The 16,794-nt window shown below is 67.0% G+C and carries 14 protein-coding genes; 9 read left to right on the forward strand and 5 right to left on the reverse strand.

What is annotated here, in order from left to right; translation table 11 throughout:
• Positions 1-92 precede the first annotated feature (92 nt).
• From dapB to V474_RS15185, 3 genes are all read left to right on the forward strand, one after another.
• Positions 93-821 carry a 4-hydroxy-tetrahydrodipicolinate reductase gene (dapB, locus tag V474_RS15175; protein WP_059152315.1) on the forward strand — a complete coding sequence of 243 codons (729 nt, stop codon included), beginning with the start codon at positions 93-95 and terminating at the stop codon, positions 819-821.
• Positions 818-1,477: an endonuclease III gene (gene nth / locus V474_RS15180; RefSeq protein WP_043972349.1), complete on the forward strand. Its 660-nt coding sequence runs from the start codon at positions 818-820 to the stop codon at positions 1,475-1,477. Before dapB ends, nth begins: the two co-directional genes overlap by 4 nt.
• 72 nt (positions 1,478-1,549) lie before the next feature.
• A complete protein-coding gene (locus V474_RS15185) occupies positions 1,550-1,936 on the forward strand; it encodes a hypothetical protein (RefSeq protein WP_059152316.1) in 387 nt (128 codons plus the stop codon).
• A gap of 68 nt (positions 1,937-2,004) precedes the next feature.
• Here the strand turns inward: V474_RS15185 and V474_RS15190 are convergent, their stop codons facing one another.
• Together V474_RS15190 and dapE are read right to left on the reverse strand one after the other, a co-directional pair.
• Complete coding sequence (locus V474_RS15190; RefSeq protein ID WP_059152317.1) at positions 2,005-3,324, reverse strand: dicarboxylate/amino acid:cation symporter; 1,320 nt, start codon at positions 3,322-3,324, stop codon at positions 2,005-2,007.
• Positions 3,325-3,443: 119 nt separating this feature from the next.
• On the reverse strand, positions 3,444-4,592 hold the full coding sequence (gene dapE / locus V474_RS15195) for a succinyl-diaminopimelate desuccinylase (RefSeq protein WP_059152318.1): 1,149 nt from the start codon (positions 4,590-4,592) through the stop codon (positions 3,444-3,446).
• Positions 4,593-4,649: 57 nt separating this feature from the next.
• Here dapE and V474_RS15200 point away from each other — a divergent pair, with 57 nt between their 5' ends.
• The 3 genes from V474_RS15200 (at position 4,650) to V474_RS15210 (ending at position 7,937) form a co-directional block, all read left to right on the forward strand.
• Positions 4,650-5,114, forward strand: a complete 465-nt coding sequence (locus V474_RS15200) for a cupin domain-containing protein (protein WP_059152319.1) — start codon at positions 4,650-4,652, stop codon at positions 5,112-5,114.
• A 60-nt stretch (positions 5,115-5,174) separates the two neighbouring features.
• Positions 5,175-5,573, forward strand: coding sequence for a peptide-methionine (R)-S-oxide reductase MsrB (msrB, locus tag V474_RS15205; RefSeq protein ID WP_059152320.1), 399 nt, complete (start codon positions 5,175-5,177; stop codon positions 5,571-5,573).
• 129 nt (positions 5,574-5,702) lie between these two features.
• The gene (locus V474_RS15210) at positions 5,703-7,937 is read left to right on the forward strand and encodes a transglycosylase domain-containing protein (RefSeq protein WP_059152321.1); all 2,235 of its coding nucleotides are present in this window, start codon (positions 5,703-5,705) and stop codon (positions 7,935-7,937) included.
• 497 nt (positions 7,938-8,434) lie between these two features.
• Here the strand turns inward: V474_RS15210 and V474_RS15215 are convergent, their stop codons facing one another.
• The 3 genes from V474_RS15215 to hflK all read right to left on the reverse strand — a co-directional run bounded on the left by V474_RS15215 (position 8,435) and on the right by hflK (position 12,229).
• Positions 8,435-9,976, reverse strand: a complete 1,542-nt coding sequence (locus V474_RS15215) for a Do family serine endopeptidase (RefSeq protein ID WP_201786054.1) — start codon at positions 9,974-9,976, stop codon at positions 8,435-8,437.
• Positions 9,977-10,142: 166 nt separating this feature from the next.
• Positions 10,143-10,982, reverse strand: a complete 840-nt coding sequence (gene hflC / locus V474_RS15220) for a protease modulator HflC (protein ID WP_059152322.1) — start codon at positions 10,980-10,982, stop codon at positions 10,143-10,145.
• Positions 10,982-12,229, reverse strand: a complete 1,248-nt coding sequence (hflK, locus tag V474_RS15225) for a protease modulator HflK (RefSeq protein ID WP_059152323.1) — start codon at positions 12,227-12,229, stop codon at positions 10,982-10,984. Before hflK ends, hflC begins: the two co-directional genes overlap by 1 nt.
• A gap of 211 nt (positions 12,230-12,440) precedes the next feature.
• Between hflK and V474_RS15230 the strand changes: the two genes are divergently transcribed.
• From V474_RS15230 to hemH, 3 genes are read left to right on the forward strand one after another with little or no spacing between them, the layout of a single operon-like run.
• A complete protein-coding gene (locus V474_RS15230) occupies positions 12,441-13,454 on the forward strand; it encodes a P-loop NTPase (protein ID WP_059152324.1) in 1,014 nt (337 codons plus the stop codon).
• The gene (locus tag V474_RS15235; RefSeq protein ID WP_059152325.1) at positions 13,454-15,724 is read left to right on the forward strand and encodes a molybdopterin cofactor-binding domain-containing protein; all 2,271 of its coding nucleotides are present in this window, start codon (positions 13,454-13,456) and stop codon (positions 15,722-15,724) included. The genes V474_RS15230 and V474_RS15235 overlap by 1 nt, the downstream gene beginning before the upstream one ends.
• Positions 15,724-16,749 carry a ferrochelatase gene (gene hemH / locus V474_RS15240; RefSeq protein ID WP_059152326.1) on the forward strand — a complete coding sequence of 342 codons (1,026 nt, stop codon included), beginning with the start codon at positions 15,724-15,726 and terminating at the stop codon, positions 16,747-16,749. The genes V474_RS15235 and hemH overlap by 1 nt, the downstream gene beginning before the upstream one ends.
• Positions 16,750-16,794 lie beyond the last annotated feature (45 nt).

The raw sequence follows: 16,794 nt of genomic DNA on the forward strand, positions 1-16,794 counted from the left end.
GCGCAGAGTTTGGGGCACGATGGATGCTGAAACAAGCTTTGTCCCGAGCGGGGACGAGGGGTTCAGCATGATGCCCGCGCGGAGATAGTTGCGTGACACGAATCGGAATCATCGGCAGCCACGGGCGCATGGGCCAGGCGATCGCGGCAGCCATTGCCGATGCGGGCGAAGATCTGGCGGGCGGCGTCGACAAGGGCGGTGACGTTTCAGCCATCACCGGCGACGCCGATATCCTGATCGACTTCTCCAGCCCCGGGGCGCTGGAAGGCAACCTCGATGCGGCGATCGCGGCGGGACTGCCGATCGTCATCGGCACCACGGGACTTGAAGAACGCCACCACTGGCTGATCGATTCCGCCGCCCAGAGCATTCCCGTCCTGCAGACCGGCAACACCTCGCTCGGCGTCACCCTGCTCGCCCACCTCGTGCGCGAGGCCGCATCGCGCCTTGGCGAGGACTGGGATATCGAGATCGTCGAAACACATCACCGGATGAAGGTGGACGCGCCGTCCGGCACCGCGATCCTGCTGGGCGAGGCGGCGGCGCAGGGGCGCGAAGTCACGCTCGCCGACACCGCGGTGCGCGGGCGCGACGGTATCACCGGCAAGCGCGAGGCGGGCACCATCGGCTTCGCGGCGCTGCGCGGCGGCACCGTGGCGGGCGACCACACCGTGCATTTCCTCGCCGATAACGAGCGCCTCTCGCTTTCGCACCTGGCCGAGAACCGGGGCATCTTCGCCAAGGGCGCTGTGCGCGCGGCCCAGTGGCTGATCGGGAAGGCCCCCGGCCGCTACACGATGCCCGAGGTTCTGGGTCTTTGAAGAAGGCCGACGTCTTCGAATTCTTCCGCCGTCTCGCCGAGGCTAATCCCTCGCCCGAGACGGAGCTGGAATATGGCAATACCTACCAGTTGCTGGTGGCGGTGACGCTGTCCGCGCAGTCCACCGACGTCGGCGTCAACAAGGCGACGCGGGCCCTGTTTCGCGAAGTGAAGACGCCCGCGCAGATGGTCGAACTGGGCGAGGAAGGCCTCAAGCAGCACATCAAGACCATCGGTCTGTTCAACACCAAGGCGAAGAACGTCATCGCCCTTTCGCAGATCCTGGTCGACCGGCACGGCGGCGAGGTTCCGGCGGACCGCGACGCCATGGTCGAACTGCCGGGCGTGGGACGCAAGACCGCCAACGTCGTGATGAACTGCGCGTTCGGGGCGGAGACTTTTGCTGTCGATACCCATATCTTCCGCGTCGGCAATCGCACCGGCCTTGCCAAGGGCAAGACGCCGCTGGCGGTCGAACTGCAGCTTGAGAAGAAGGTGCCGCAGCCTTTCCGTGTCGGCGCGCATCACTGGCTGATCCTGCACGGCCGCTACATCTGCAAGGCGCGCACGCCCGAGTGCTGGCGCTGCCCCGAAGTGGACCTCTGCGCCTTCAAGGACAAATCGGTAGAGCGGGGCACGAAAAAGGCTGCGGCCTGACGGCTCCGTCTTGCAGGTGAGGGCACAAGGGCAGACACTTCGCCTCGCCGCCTGCAATGAGAGGATAACGCCATGAACAAGGCACCCGCAGCCCTGCTGCTTCTGACCCTGGCCGCGTGTACCCAGGGTGAGATGGGCGAGACGCCCGCGCCCTCACCCGCCGCCGAAGCCATCGGCGAACCGCGAGACTGTCTGCCGCTGACCCAGTTCTCCAACACCCGCATCCGCGACGATCATACGATCGACTTCATCGGCGGGACGGGGAACAAGGTGTGGCGGGTGACGCTGCCGAACCGGTGCAACGGCCTGAAATCGGCGAATACCTTTACGTATGAGACGTCGCTGTCGCAGCTGTGCCGGCAGGACATCATCTATCCGCTGCAGCAACTTGGCGGCAGCTTTCAGCGCGGCCCCGGCTGCGGCCTGGCGCCGTTCGTGCCGGTGAAACTGGCCAGGTAAAGAGCGGCCTTTGCCACCACCATCCCAGCTGTCATCGGGATGGCGGTGGTGGCCGCCGTGTATCAAGGTCAGCTCTCGTATTGCTCCGGGTCGATGTTCAGGCCCCTGCGCCCCTCGGAAGCTGTGTGGCTGGGGGAGGGGAGCGCATCCGCGTCGGGGTCCAACGGTGGCTGCAGCATCCCCTCGCTGCGGGTGATGACGGCTGTGGCGACGGCGTTGCCGACCACGTTGGTCGCCGAGCGGCCCATGTCGAGGAAGGTGTCCACGCCCAGCAGCAGGGCTATGCCTTCGACCGGCAGGCCGAACTGGGTGAGCGTGGCCGCGATCACCACGAGGCTGGCGCGCGGCACCCCGGCGATGCCCTTGGAACTGACCATCAAGGTCAGCAGCATGAGGATCTGCGAGCCGATCGGCACATGGATACCGTAGGCCTGCGCGATGAACATCGACGCGAAGGTCATGTAGATCATCGAGCCGTCGAGGTTGAAGCTGTAGCCCAGCGGCAGGATGAAGCCGGAAATACGGCGCGGCACGCCAAAGCGGTCGAGCTGTTCGAACAGCTTGGGCAGGCTTGCTTCCGACGAAGCGGTCGAGAAGCTGAGCAGCAGCGGTTCGCGGATATAGCGGAACAGGGTGATGACGCGCCCGCGCAGGAACACCGCCCCCACCAGGAAGAGCAGCACCCACAGCAGCAGCATCGCGAAATAGAACTCGGTCACCAGCACCCCGTAGGTGACGATGATGCCCAGGCCCTGCGCCGCGATCACGCTGGCGAGTGCGCCGAACACCGCGAAGGGCGCGAAGCGCATCACGTAGCCGGTGATCTGCAGCATCAGGTCGGCCAGCGCTTCGGTGACGGTGACGATGATCGCGCCTTTTTCACCGATGGCGGTGAGGCCGACCCCGGTGAATACCGAGAAGACGAGGATCTGGAGGATATTGTTGTTGGCCATCGCATCGATGGCGCTGCTCGGGAAGATCTCGAGGATGAAGTGGTGCAGCGTCAGCTCGCTCGTCTCCAGCGTGCCGAGATCGCCGCTGGGCTCAAGCCCGGCGCCGACCCCCGGCTGGAACAGGTTGACCAGCACCAGTCCCAGCGCCAGCGAGGTCAGGCTGGCTGTGATGAACCAGGCCAGCGCCTTGCCGCCGATCCGGCCCAGCGCCGCGCTGTCGCCCATGCCGGCGATGCCGGTGACGATCGTGGCGAAGACCAGCGGGGCAATGATCATCTTGATCAGTTTGAGAAAGACGTCGGGCAGCAGTTTGAGATATTCGGTCCACTGCGCCAGCCGCGGATCGCCCGCCGGCAAGCCTGCATGGATTGCCCAGCCGACGATCAGGCCGAGCACCATGCCGATGATGATATAAAGCGTCAGGCGCTTGCCCATTAGAACCCTCGCAATGATATTGCGGGGGAGAGTAACAGCGTGACCTCTCCGGTCAACGACGCTCCGCCCGGTTTTTCCCGGTCCGGTAAGGCCCGGACTGCCTTATCGGCGGGCAGCGTTCAGATCCGGGCGAGCGCCGCCCGGGTCACACGGGTATAGATGCGCACCAGCGTTTCGAGATCGGCGATCGCCACGGCCTCGTCCCGCTTGTGCATCGTCGCGTTGCACAGGCCGAATTCGATGACCGGCGACAGGTCTTTCAGGAAACGTGCGTCGGACGTGCCGCCGCTGGTCGAAAGCTCTGGCGTGGTGCCGGTCTCGGCCTCGATCGCTTCTGAAAGCATGGCTGAAAAGGGGCCGGGCTGGGTCAGAAAGGCTTCGCCGGAAATCACCGCGCGGGCGGAGCCGCCGTGGGCCCGCGCGATTTCGGTGACCCGGCTGGCAAGGCCTTCACCAGTGTGCAGGTCGTTGAAGCGGATCGAGATGCGCGCGCTGGCCTTGGCGGGGATGACGTTGGTGGCGGGGTTGCCCACGGTCAGGTCGGTGACCTCAAGGTTGCTGGCCTGAAACCAGTCGGTGCCTTCATCGAGGACGATGGCGTCCAGTTCGGCGAGCATGGCGACCAGCCTGGTGATCGGGTTGTCGGCAAGGTGGGGGTAGGCGACGTGGCCCTGCACGCCTTCGACCTCAAGCCAGATGTTGACCGACCCACGCCGGCCCACCTTCATCATGTCGCCCAGCCGGTTCACCGAAGTAGGCTCACCCACGAGGCAGAGGTCGGGGATTTCCCCCTTTTCGCGCATCAGGTCGATGAGGGCGAGGGTGCCGAAGCGCGCCGGGCCTTCCTCGTCGCCGGTGATGATGAAGCTGATCGTGCCTGCGTCCGCCGGGATCTGCGCCACTGCGGCGACCATCGCCGCGATCGAGCCCTTCATGTCCACCGCGCCGCGCCCGTAAAGCAGTTCTCCGCGCCGTTCGGGCAGGAACGCGCCGCTGGTCCAGCCTTCGCCCGGCGGCACCACGTCGAGGTGGCCGGCGAAGGAGAAATGGCGCGAACCCGCCGGGCCGCGGCGCACCGCGAACAGGTTCTCCACCGGCCCGTCCGGCGCTTCGCCCGCAAGGAAGCGGGTGATCTCGAAGCCGAGCGGGGCAAGCTGGCCCTCAAGGCAGTCAAACACCATGCCGGTGGCGGGGGTGACGCTGGGGCAGGCGATCAGCGCTTCGGCCAGTTCGACGACGCTTGCGGAGAGGGATGCGGTCTGGGACATAGGCCAGCGCCATCGCACAACACCTTATCCATGACCATAGGGAGCACAGCGCGGGATATGCCCAAACTGGACATTGAAACCATCGCGCCGTCGAACCGCACGGGCTACCCCGCGCCTTTCGATGCTGCGGTGGAGGGCCGCTGGTGGCGGCGTCTCGCCCCTGCCGGAGGATTGACCGAGATGGGCGCCAGCCATGTCGTCCTCAAGCCGGGGGCATGGTCCAGCCAGCGCCACTGGCACGACGACGAGGACGAATTGCTGGTCATGCTGACCGGCGAGGCGGTGCTGGTGGAAGACGGCGGCCGCACGGTCCTGCGCGCCGGCGATGTGTGCGCCTGGGCGAAGGGCGTCACCGACGGGCACCACCTCGTCAACGAGAGCGACCAGGACTGCACATTCATCGCGGTGAGCGCGGGCAACCCGGACGGGTCGGGTGGTTATTCCGACATCGACATGCAGTTCGGCGAGGCAGGGTACTGCCACAAGGACGGCACGCCTTATGCCGCCGAGCGCCTGGAGTAGACGCCACCTCTGGAATCACGGCGCATTTCCACCCATATCTGCGGGCAAAGGAGCCCTTGCATGACCGACAAGATCGAACTCACCGAAGCCGAATGGCGTGACCGTCTGACGCCTGAGCAGTACCACGTCCTGCGCCAGGCCGGCACCGAACGGGCCTTCACCGGCAAGTATGACAAGAACAAGCAGGAAGGCCTCTATACCTGCGCAGGGTGCGGGGCGCCGCTGTTCGCCTCGGACGAAAAGTTCAACTCGGGCTGCGGCTGGCCAAGCTACACTGCGCCTGTTGAGGACAGCGCCGTGGAGGAACGCCGCGACCTGTCGCATGGCATGGTACGCACCGAGGTCAATTGCGCGAAGTGCGATGGCCATCTGGGCCACGTGTTTCCCGATGGCCCCGGGCCTACCGGCCTGCGCTACTGCATCAACAGCGCCTCGCTGGATTTCGAGCCCAAGGACTGAGGTGCTCGTTCCTCCACCGCCCGCGCCAAGGGTGGTGGAGGGCACGTGTTCACCTCGGGTTACAAATCCCCGTGCAAGGTGTAGGACCGACCATTACATCTGTCCTAAATCGGGGTTTGTACCTTACCCATGGCCAAGAATTCCGGCCGCAGCCGCGAAACCCGCGGCGCATCCACGCAGCCTGTGAACAAGCCGCTTTGGCGGCGCATCGTGCGCGCAGTCCTTGTCTGGGGCGCCGCGCTGGCGCTGCTCGGCGCGATCTTCCTGGGCACCGCGATCTTCTTCACGATGCGCGAACTGCCCGATTACGGCGCGCTCAAGAGCAGCCAGAACGGCCAGATGATCGTCGTGCGCGCACGCGACGGGCGCGAACTGGTATCGCTCGGGCCAAGCTATGGCCGGTGGCTGACCTACAACGACATTCCGCCGATCATGCGCGACGCGCTGGTTTCGGTGGAGGACCGCCGTTTCCGCCAGCATCCCGGCGTCGACCCGATCGGCCTGGCCCGCGCGGTGTATGTGTCGTTCACCACGGACCACCGCGCCAAGGCGACTTCGACGATCACCCAGCAGCTGGCGCGCAATATCTTCCTCAACAACACCCGTTCGTGGACCCGCAAGGCGCGCGAAATGGTGCTGGCGCTGGCATTGGAGCGCAAGTTCACCAAGGACCAGATCCTCGAGCTATACCTGAACAAGGTCTATTTCGGCGGCGGCGCTTACGGCGTCGACGCGGCCAGCCGCAAGTTCTTCGGCCACCCCGGCACCGAGCTGTCGACCGCCGAGGCCGCGATCATCGCCGGTCTCGTCAAGGCGCCGTCGAACTATTCGCCCACGGCCGATGTCGAGGCGGCGATCGGGCGCGGCAAGGTCGTGCTCAGCCTGATGGCGCGCGCCGGCGTGATTACGCAAAGCGAGGCCGAGAACGTCGATTTCACGAACGTCAGCGTCGCAAAGGAAAAGGGCCAGAATTCGGTCCGCTATTTCACAGACTGGGCGCTGCCCCAGCTCGACATGCTGCTCCCCGAGAACAACGAGCCGATCGAGGTCTGGACCACGCTGGACCCGGCGATGCAGAACGCGGCGACCAGGGCGGTCGATGCCAATGTGCCCAAGGGCGCGCAGGGCGCGCTTGTCAGTCTGGACCGCGACGGTGCGGTGCTGGCGATGGTGGGCGGCACCGACTACGTCAATTCGAACTACAACCGCGCCACCAGCGCGCTGCGCCAGCCCGGCTCGGCGTGGAAGCTGTTCGTCTATCTCGCCGCGCTGGAAGCAGGCTACACCCCTGACGACCACGTGGTCGACGAGCCGGTGACGATCGACGGCTGGAGCCCGCAGAACGCCGGGCGCACATTCGCCGGGCAGATCGATATTCGCACCGCCTTTGCCTATTCCAAGAACACCATTGCCGCGCAGCTGGGCAACGAGGTCGGCTTCGGCACCGTCGCCAGCATGGCCAAGCGCTTTGGCATCACCAGCCAGATCAACACCAAGCCGGCCATGGTGCTGGGCACTTCCGAAGTGCGTGTGATCGACATGACCCGCGCCTTCGCTGCCGTATCGGCCGGCGGCACCTCGGTCGAGCCTTATGGCATCGTCAAGGTGACGACGACTTCAGGCGAACTGCTTTACGAGCACAAGTCGGTACGCGGTTCGGTCCTGGTGCCGCATTACGTGGCCGCCGGCATCACCGATCTTCTGCAGACCACCGTCGCCACCGGCACCGCGCGCGCGGCGCAGATCGGACGGCCGGTGGCGGGCAAGACCGGGACGACCAGTTCGAACAAGGACGGCTGGTTCCTGGGCTTCTCCAGCGGCGTCACCACCGGCGTGTGGATGGGCCGAGACGACGCCAAGCCGGTGCCCGGTCTGTCGGGCGGCCATGCCCCGGCGCGGGCCTTTGCCGACTATATGAAGGTTGCCGTCGCCAAGCGCCCGGTCGAGCAGTTCGATACCCAGCTCAAGCTCCCCGAATGGCAGCTGGAGCCTGACGACGAGCAGATGCAGGGCAACCCGGAGGACTATTACTACACCGACGAGAACGGCAACATGGTGCGCCCCGATGTCGGCGCGGGCATCGACGACCAGCCGCGCTACGAGGACGGTTCGCAAGTTCCCGGGCCGGCCATGGTGCCGGATTACGGTCCGCAAGGCGGCGGCCAAGGCAGTGGACAGGGCGCGCCCCCGCCAGCCGTGGGCGAGGATTTCCTCGACCGTGCGACCGGGCGCGGACGCGACGATCCGGGTATGAGGCAGGGGCAGGGCGCCGGCTACCCGGGGGCGCGGCCCACGCAGGCGCCGCCGCGTGTCGTGCCGATGCCGAGGCCCACGGCCACTCGCACCCCGGGCACGCAGTTCTGAGGTAGCGCGCTTCGAGGTCACCCGTTCTGCGGGCAAGCCTGCGGGGCCGCTGGCGAGCGCGGCGTAAAGCCATAAGGGACGTTCAGCGGACGGGGATGGCCGGCGCTGGGGCCGCCAGCATCAGGCGACATGCTTGCGGGATTGCCTGTGAATCGCGAACGGCCGGAGAGGGGCAAACCTCAAGGTACTCACCGACTCGGCCCTGTGGTGCGTGGGGATGGCGGGTCGGGCTCGCTCCCCTGCCGCCGGTCCTGAGGGCACACCCTCATGTTCATCCACGCATCCGCTTGCAGCTTTTCCGGTCTGCCACCGGGCGCCGACCATGTACGGGAAGCGATCGGCGCCAGCTTCGCGCTTTCCGTCCCGCCGCACGTGCCGATCGTAATCGACGATGCGGCATATAACCTAAATGGTTATATTTGTCAAGTTCGGGCCTGTCACGAAAAAGGCCCGCCGGATCGCTCCGGCGGGCCTTTCTGATTGGCTGCTCGCAGCTGTCAGCGCAGGCGGACAGGCACGAAGGTGGCGGGCTGACCGCGCGGCTGGACGCGCAGCAGGATCGCCGAGCGGCCATCGGCCTTGACGGCGGCAACCGCTGCGTTGAGGTCGGCCTGGTTGGTAACGGGCTTGCCGTTGGCTTCCAGGATGATGAACCCGCGCGCGAAGCCCTTCTGGCCGGCGTCCGAACTGGGGTCGACGGCGACGACGACGACGCCCTTGGTCCCATCGGCCGCGCCAAGCTGGCGGGCGATCTGCGAAGTCAGCGGGGTCACCGACATGCCCAGCGACTTCTCCACCGCGCCCTGTTCCTGCTGGGTCGGCGCGTTGTTGAATGCATCGTCGCCCTGTTCGGAGTTCGCGTCGAAGGACTGCTGCAGTTCCTCCTCGGTCGGGCGCTTGGCGACGGTGGCGTTCAGGGTGACGCGCTTGCCGCTACGGATCACCTCGATCGGAATGCGAGTGCCCGGAGCGACGTTGGAAACCAGGAACGAGAGGTTCTGGTCGCGCGTCACTTCCTTGTTGTTGACCTTCACGACGACGTCGCCGGCCTGCATCCCGGACTTGGCGGCCGCGCCGTCAGGCTCGACCATCTGGATGAATTCGCCCTTGTTGTGCTCAAGGCCGAGCGAATCCGCGAGGTCCTCGTTGATCGGCTGGATGCGCACGCCCAGATAGCCGCGCTCGATCACCTCGCCCTTGATCAGCTTCTGGACCAGCGGGGCGGCGGTCTCTGCCGGAATGGCGAAGCCGATGCCGACGCTGCCGCCGGTGGGCGAGAAGATCGCGTTGTTGATGCCGATGACCTGGCCGGTCATGTCGAACATCGGGCCGCCCGAGTTGCCCCGGTTGATCGAGGCATCGGTCTGCAGGTAGCGATCGTATGCGCCGCCAGCGCCGGTGTTGCGGTAGACGGCCGAAACGATGCCCGCCGTCACCGTGCCGCCCAGGCCGAACGGGTTGCCGATGGCGATAACCCAGTCGCCCACGCGGGCATTGCGGCTATCGCCGAACTTCACGAAGGGGAGGGCCTTCTTGGCGTCGATCTTGAGCACGGCCAGATCCGATGCGGCATCCTTGCCGATCAGCTTGGCGGGGTATTCGGTGCCATCGGGCATGGTGACCGTGATCGATTCGACCTGGCCCTTGCCTTCGGCGGTGATGACGTGATTGTTGGTCACGAGATACCCATCGGCCGAGACGATAAACCCTGAGCCGAGAGACTGCGCTTCGCGCGTCTGCGGCGCGCCGCCGCCGCCCTGGCCGCCGAAGAGGCCCTCGAACGGGGTGCCGGCGAAGGGGTTCGCGCCGGCGCCGCTGGCGACCTGCACCTTCTGGCGGGTGGAGATGTTGACCACGGCCGGCGCAAGCTGGGCCGTCAGGTCTGCGAAGCTGGCCGGGGCGCCTGCGCGCGGGACCATCTTCGACATCTCGCTGGATTCGTTCTGGGCCACCTGCGCGCCTGCGGGGTAGCCGGTGACGAGCGTGGCGGCTGCGCCTCCAAGAAGGAGCGCGCTGGTCAATCCATAAGCGTATCGCACGGGCTTCACGTCCTTTGATTCCTCCGTATGGTCTTTGCTGTCGCACCGACCGGGAAACTCACCACCGATTGAGGCCTAGTGAGCTTAACCGGATTTGAATGATGCGATATCCGCTATTCTGCTGGCTTCGGGCGAGAGCGATCCCCCGTCAAACTGACGGGAGCGCTTACGGCTCCCGGAAATGATTCAGATAGGCGTTGTCAGGCGAAAGCAGGATGGTTTTGCCGCCCTGATCCTTGGCGAAGGACACCGAGTAGCTCTGCATCGCCCGGTAGAAATCGTAGAACGAAGCGTCCTTGCCGAAGGCTGCGGCATAGATCTTCGAGGCCTGGGCATCGGCGTCGGCGCGGATGATCTGGGCGTCGCGCTGGCCGCGCGCGGCGATCGTCTTGGCTTCTTCCTGGCGTCCGGCTTCCATGCGGGTGAAGGCAGCGGCCAGCGCGCCCTCGGGCAAATCGGCGCGCTTGATGCGCACATCGACGATCTGGGCGCCGTATTCGCGTGCTTCGTGGTCGAGGCTCTTGCGGATGTTCTCCATCGCGTCGCCGCGCTCGGCGGTGAGCAGCGACTGGAAGGTACGCCTGCCCAGTTCCTGACGGACGGCGGAGGACAGGATCGGCTCCAGCTGCTGGGTCACGCGCTCGGCAGTGCCGGCGCTTTCGACCATGCGGACAGGATCGACGATGCGGTAGCGGGCATAGGCATCGACGTTGAGCCGCTGCTGGTCGGTGGAAAGCACCTGCTGCTGCTGCATGTCGACCGAAAGCAGCCGCTTGTCGATGCGGATGACCTGTTCGATCAGCGGAATGCGGAAGTGGACGCCGGCATCGGTCTGCCCGAAATCGGCCTTTTCGGAGTAGGCGTTATAGACGTTCACCGGCTTGCCGGTGCGCACCACGACGGCCTGCTGGTCCTCGGGGACGATGATGACGCTGAGCATCAGGCCAACGGCCACGGCGCCGGCGGCGATCCATGCTGCCTTGTAGTCCTGCCAGGGATTGCTCATCACAGGCCTCCCTTGGTGTCGGCGGTCGGTGCGGCTGGCGCCGTTACGGTTCCCGCGGGCGCAGCGGAGGCGTTGTCGGCGGGCGCTGCACGGCGCTTGAATTCGGACAGCGGCAGGTAGGGGGTGACGCCCTTTTCGGCGACCACCGTGTCGTTGTCGCGGATCACGCGTTCCATCGTCTCGTAATACATGCGGCGCTTGGTGACCTCGGGTGCCAGCTTGTACTGTTCGTAGACCTTGTCGAAGGCGGTGGCGTCACCCTCGGCGCGGGCGATGACCTGCTGGGCCCAGGCGCGGGCTTCAGAACGGTCACGCTCGGCTTCCTGCTGAGCGACGTTGACCTGGTCGAAGGCGCCCTTGGTCTTGCTGGGCGGATCGGCCTTCTTGATCTCGACGCCCTGGATGGACACGCCCGAGCGATAGCCGTCGAGGATGCGCTGCATCCGTTCGCGCACGTCCTGCTCCACCTTGGCGCGGCCGGAGCCGGAAAGCGCGTCGGCCAGCGTGATCTGCGCGATCGAGGCGCGCATCGCGGCCTCTGCCACTTCGCGCACGGTTTCCTTGGGGTCGGCCAGGCGGAATGTGTAGTTCTTCAGGTCGTTGATATTCCAGCGAACCAGATAGCTGAGGTCGACCAGGCTCTTGTCGCTGGTCAGCATCAGCTTCTCGTTTTCGTCGTCGGGGATCATGTCCACCGAGAACGAGCGCACGTCTGCCACCGCTACCTGCTCGATCGGCCAGGGCAGGGTCAGGCTGGTGCCGGAATCGATGGTCCGCGAATACTGCCCGAGGCGCGTCACCACGCCCTGCTCCTTGGGGCCGAGGATATGCAGGCTGGAAATGCCGAGTACGACGACGACCGCCGCGCCGATGCCCAGCGGCAACCACGAAGACCCGTCTGGCCGGCGCGGGAAGTTGGGGAAGCCGCCGCCCATTCCGCCGCCGCCGGGGCCGCGCCCCGGTCCGCCGCCGCCGGAGCGGCGCGGATCGCGGTTGCGGAAGATGTCCTCGATCCCGGCCGAGCGCCGGGGCGGCGGCGTGTCGCCGCTGGGGAGCCAGGGATTGCGCGGACCGCGCTTGCCCTCGTCGCCCTTGCCGCCGGGCGCGTCGGCGGAAGGCGCTTCGCCTTCGTCGCCGGACTGTCCATCGTTGCCGAAGCCGCCATTGCCGGAGCCCCCGTTGCCGGAGCCAGCGTCATCGCCTCCATCGCCGCCGCCACCGCCCCATGGGCTGTTGCGGCCGGCCATGGCCGAGACCCCGTCTTGTGCTGCGTCGTCTCCGGGCGCGCTGCCGCGCGTTCCTGCTCCACCGAAAGCTTTCATGAGGCTATCTATAAGAACACCTCGGGCAAATAACAGTGCCTCTCTTGCCCTTTTTCCTCGGGTACGCCACCTGAGCGGCGTGATTTGGGGACAGGCTCCCAGCCGGACGCAAACCGGAAACATCCCGGAGACAAGAGTGAACAGCGGCGAAGGAACAGGCGAGGCAAGCGGCGACGGACTGAAGGCCCTGCTGCCGGGAGACGCCGGCGCACGCCTGCAGTCGCTGCGGCTCATCGGCGGCCGCGCGATCCTGGTGTTTGACGCCGCCGGGCTTGGCTCGCTGGCCCGCGAAAGGCTGGAGGCCGAGGTCAAGGGCGCGCTGTCCGGCGCTGCGGGTGTTTCCGAAGTGCATGTGGCGATGATGGCGGACAAGGCCGAGCCGGTGCCCGCGCCGCGTAAAGGCCCGCGTATCATTGCGGTAGGTTCGGGCAAGGGCGGGGTCGGCAAGTCGACGCTGGCCGCCAACCTTGCGGTTGCGCTGGCGCGTTCGGGCCGCAAGGTCGGCCTTGTCGACGCGGACATTTACGGACCCTCGCAGGCACGTCTGCTCGGCACCGAGGGCACCCGCGCGGTGGCGCATCAGGGCAAGCTGGTGCCGGTGCAGAGTCCGTGCGGCGTGCCGGTGCTGTCGATGGCGCATCTCACCCCGCCGGGGCAGGCCATCGCCTGGCGCGGGCCCAAGATCGCGGGCGCGCTGATCCAGCTGGTCGAGGCGCACTGGGACAATGCGGAACTGCTGGTGATCGACCTGCCGCCCGGCACCGGCGACGTGCAGCTGACCATGCTCCAGCGCTTCAAACCGGACGGCGCCGTGATCGTCTCCACCCCGCAGGACCTTGCGCTCATGGACGCGGCGCGCGCCGCCGAACTGTTCACCAAGGGCGGCGTGCCGGTGATCGGCGTGGTCGAGAACATGGCCGGATACGCCTGTCCCCACTGCGGCGAGGTGAGCGATCCGTTCGGCTCCGGCGGCGCGGAGGACGCAGCCAGGGAGATGAAAGTGCCGTTCCTGGGCCGCATCCCGCTGCACATCGCGATCCGCCGCGAGGCCGATGCGGGCACGCCCACGGCCGCAGGCGAAAGCCCGCAGGCCGAAGCCTTTGCCGCGCTCGCGCAGGCGGTGGGCGAGTGGCTGGACAAGGCCCCCTGATGGCCGTCACCCGGCGCGGCATTCTTGTCGGAGCGCTGGCCGGGGGCGGCCTTGCGCTCGGTTACATGCTGCGTCCGCGCCGCTATCCCCTGCCGCTGGCCCCGGGTGAGGGCGAGTACGCCTTCGACGCCTGGATCAAGATCGGCAGCGACGGCGTCGTTACCGTGGCGGTGCCGCAAGTGGAGATGGGGCAGGGCATCACCACGCTGATCCCGCAAGTGGTTGCTCACGAACTGGGCGCGGACTGGCGGCAGGTCGCCGTGGAGCCCGCGCCGGTCAGCGGGCTCTATGCCAATCTGGCGCTGGCGGCGAAGTGGGCGCCGCTGTGGATGCCGCTGGCCCCGTCTCTGGCCGACCAGCCGGAAGATCTGCTGACCCGCCGCTGGGCGCAGGATCGCCGCTTCAACGTGACCGCCGACGGCACCGAACTGGCCGCCTATGAAGGCCCGGCGCGCGCCGCCGCCGCTTCGGCGCGGGCGATGCTGATGCAGGCCGCCGCCGCCCGCTGGAAAGTTTCCTGGGAGGAATGCGAGGCCGGGGACGGTTTCGTGACCCATGAAGGCAAGCGCCTGCCCTTCGGTTCGCTTGCCGAGGAAGCCGCCGCGTTCTCGCCGCCGTCGCCCCCGCCGCTGCGCGCCGAAGCGATGGCGGAGCGGCCAGGCGAATTTCCCCCCGGCGCCCCGCTGCGCTACCCCCGGCTCGACCTGCCCGCGAAAGTCGACGGTTCCTGGACCTTCGCGGGCGACGTGCGGCTGCCCGGCATGGTCCATGCGGCGATCGCCCACGCACCGATCGGTTTGAATACCTCGATCTCCGGGCTCGATGAAGCAGCCGTCAAGGGCATGCGCGGGTATCGCGGCATCGTGCGCGGCATGACGAACGGCGGAGCCTGGGTCGCTGCCGTCGCCACCGATGGCTGGACCGCGCAGGCCGCCCTGACCCGCATGGCGCCGCGTTTCAAGGTTGCCGCCGGGGCCGATTCCGACTTGGTGGACGCCGCGATGGACGAGGCCCTGCACACCGTCGACGCGGCGACGATCCATACACAGGGCGACCGCGAAAGCCTGCGCGGGGGCCTGCCGCTCCAGCTACGCTACGAAGTCGCCCCGGCCATCCACGCCGCTATCGAGACCGCCGCCGCCGCCGCGCATTTCAGCGAAGGTCGCCTCGAACTGTGGGTAGGCACGCAGGCTCCCGAGGCCGCCCGCGAGGCTGCCGCCCGCGCCATCGGGCTCCAGACCCGCGACGTCGTGCTCTATCCCATGGCGATCGGGGGCAGTTTCGACCGCCGGCTGGAAAACGAACCCGCCGCGCAGGCTGCCGTGATCGCCAAGGCCATCGGCAAGCCGGTACAGCTCACCTGGAGCCGCCGCGAGGAATTCCGCGCCGGGCTCCCTCGCGCGCCGGTCGCCGCGGTCATGGGCGCGCGGGTGGACGCCGAAGGGGCCATCGCCGGCTGGCGTGCCCGCATCGCCGTTCCCGCCACCGCGCGCGAATTCGGCCGCCGCCTGCTGGATGGTGACGCGCCTTTCGACGCTCTCGCAGCGGTAGCGGGCAAGGCAGACGCCATGGCGGTTGAAGGCGCCGTGCCGCCTTACGACATCCCCAACCTCGTGGTGGATCACGTCCCTGCGAAGATCGGCCTGCCCACGGCCCGGATGCGCGGCAATGCCCATGCCTGGACGGCTTTCTTCAACGAGAGCTTCGTCGATGAACTGGCCCACAAGGCCAGCCGGGAACCGTTGTCGTACCGCATGGCCATGCTGGGCAAGGAGACCCGCCTTGCGGAATGTCTCCAGCGCGTCGCAGTGCTGGCACAGTGGGGCGGCGGCGGCGATGCAAGCGGTCAGGGCATTGCCTGCCATGTCATGGGAGAAGGCCGCATCGCCGTTGTCGCCAGCGCCCGGCGCGATGAAAACGGCGTGCGCGTGGACCGTCTGAGCGCGGTCGCCGACATCGGCCGCATCGTCAATTACGATATCGCCCGCCAGCAGATCGAGGGCGGGCTTGTCTTCGGCCTCGGCCTCGCGCTGGGCTGCGCTGTCCGCTATGAGGGCGGCCGCCCCGACAGTGACAGCCTTGGCGCGATGGGGCTGCCCAAGCTGGCGGATTGCCCTGCGATTGAAGTAGAATTCATCGACAGCAAGGCGCAGCCTGCCGATCCCGGCGAACTGGGCGTCGCCGCTGTCGCCCCGGCGGTTGCCAATGCGCTTTATTCGGCGACAGGCCTGCGCCTGCGCCGCCTGCCCTTTTTCGGTGAGGATCTGTGATGCCCCCTGTTTCCGCTCCCGCCGACCACCCGCAGATCGCAACCGGCAAAGTCGGCGTCCTGCTGGTGAATCTGGGTACGCCCGATGCGCCGACCCCGGCTGCCGTGCGCCGTTATCTCGCCGAATTTCTCTCCGACCGGCGCGTGGTGGAAATTCCGGCTATCGCCTGGAAGCCGATCCTGCACGGGATCATCCTGCGCACTCGCCCCGCCAAGTCCGCCCACGCCTATGGCCAGGTCTGGACCGAGCAGGGCTCCCCGCTGGCTGCGATCACCGCTGCGCAGGCGCGCGGGCTTCAGGTTCTGCTGGGAGACGGCGTGAAGGTCGACTGGGCGATGCGTTACGGCAATCCCTCAATCCCCTCGCGCCTGCAGGCGATGAAGGACGCGGGGTACGACCGTGTTCTGGTCGCCCCTCTCTATCCGCAATATTCAGGAGCGACGACGGCGTCGGTGATGGACCGGCTCGGAGAAGCGCTCGGCAAGATGCGGTGGCAGCCGGCGCTGCGCACCCTGCCGCCTTACTACGACGACCCGGCCTATATCGGCGCTCTGGAGGAGGACGTGGCGACGCAGGTTGCCGCTCTCGATTTCGTCCCTGAAGTGCTGCTGCTATCGTTTCACGGGATGCCGCAGCGTACGCTCGAACTGGGCGATCCCTATCACTGCCACTGCCGCAAGACCGCGCGCCTGCTGGCGCAGCGCCTGGCCGTCAGGTTGCCTGGCCTGCGGGTCGAGACCAGCTTCCAGTCGCGCTTCGGCCGCGCCAAATGGCTGGAACCCGCAACCGAGGCAACGCTGGAAAGTCTGGCCAGCTCCGGCACCCGCCGCATCGCCATCACCGCGCCGGGCTTCTCGGCCGATTGTGTGGAAACGCTGGAGGAACTCGCGATCCGCGGCCGCGAAGTGTTCGAGGCGGCGGGGGGAACACGTCTTGCCGTCCTGCCCTGCCTCAATGATGGCACCAACGGCATGGCGATGCTCGAAACGCTTGTACGCCGCGAACTTGCGGGCTGGTGGGCTTGAACTTGCAGGATTTTAACGGCTGCATGCCGTTGACCTGACTTCATT

Origin of the sequence: Novosphingobium barchaimii LL02, from assembly GCF_001046635.1 — a bacterium.
In the GTDB taxonomy this organism is placed as follows: Bacteria; Pseudomonadota; Alphaproteobacteria; order Sphingomonadales; family Sphingomonadaceae; genus Novosphingobium; species Novosphingobium barchaimii.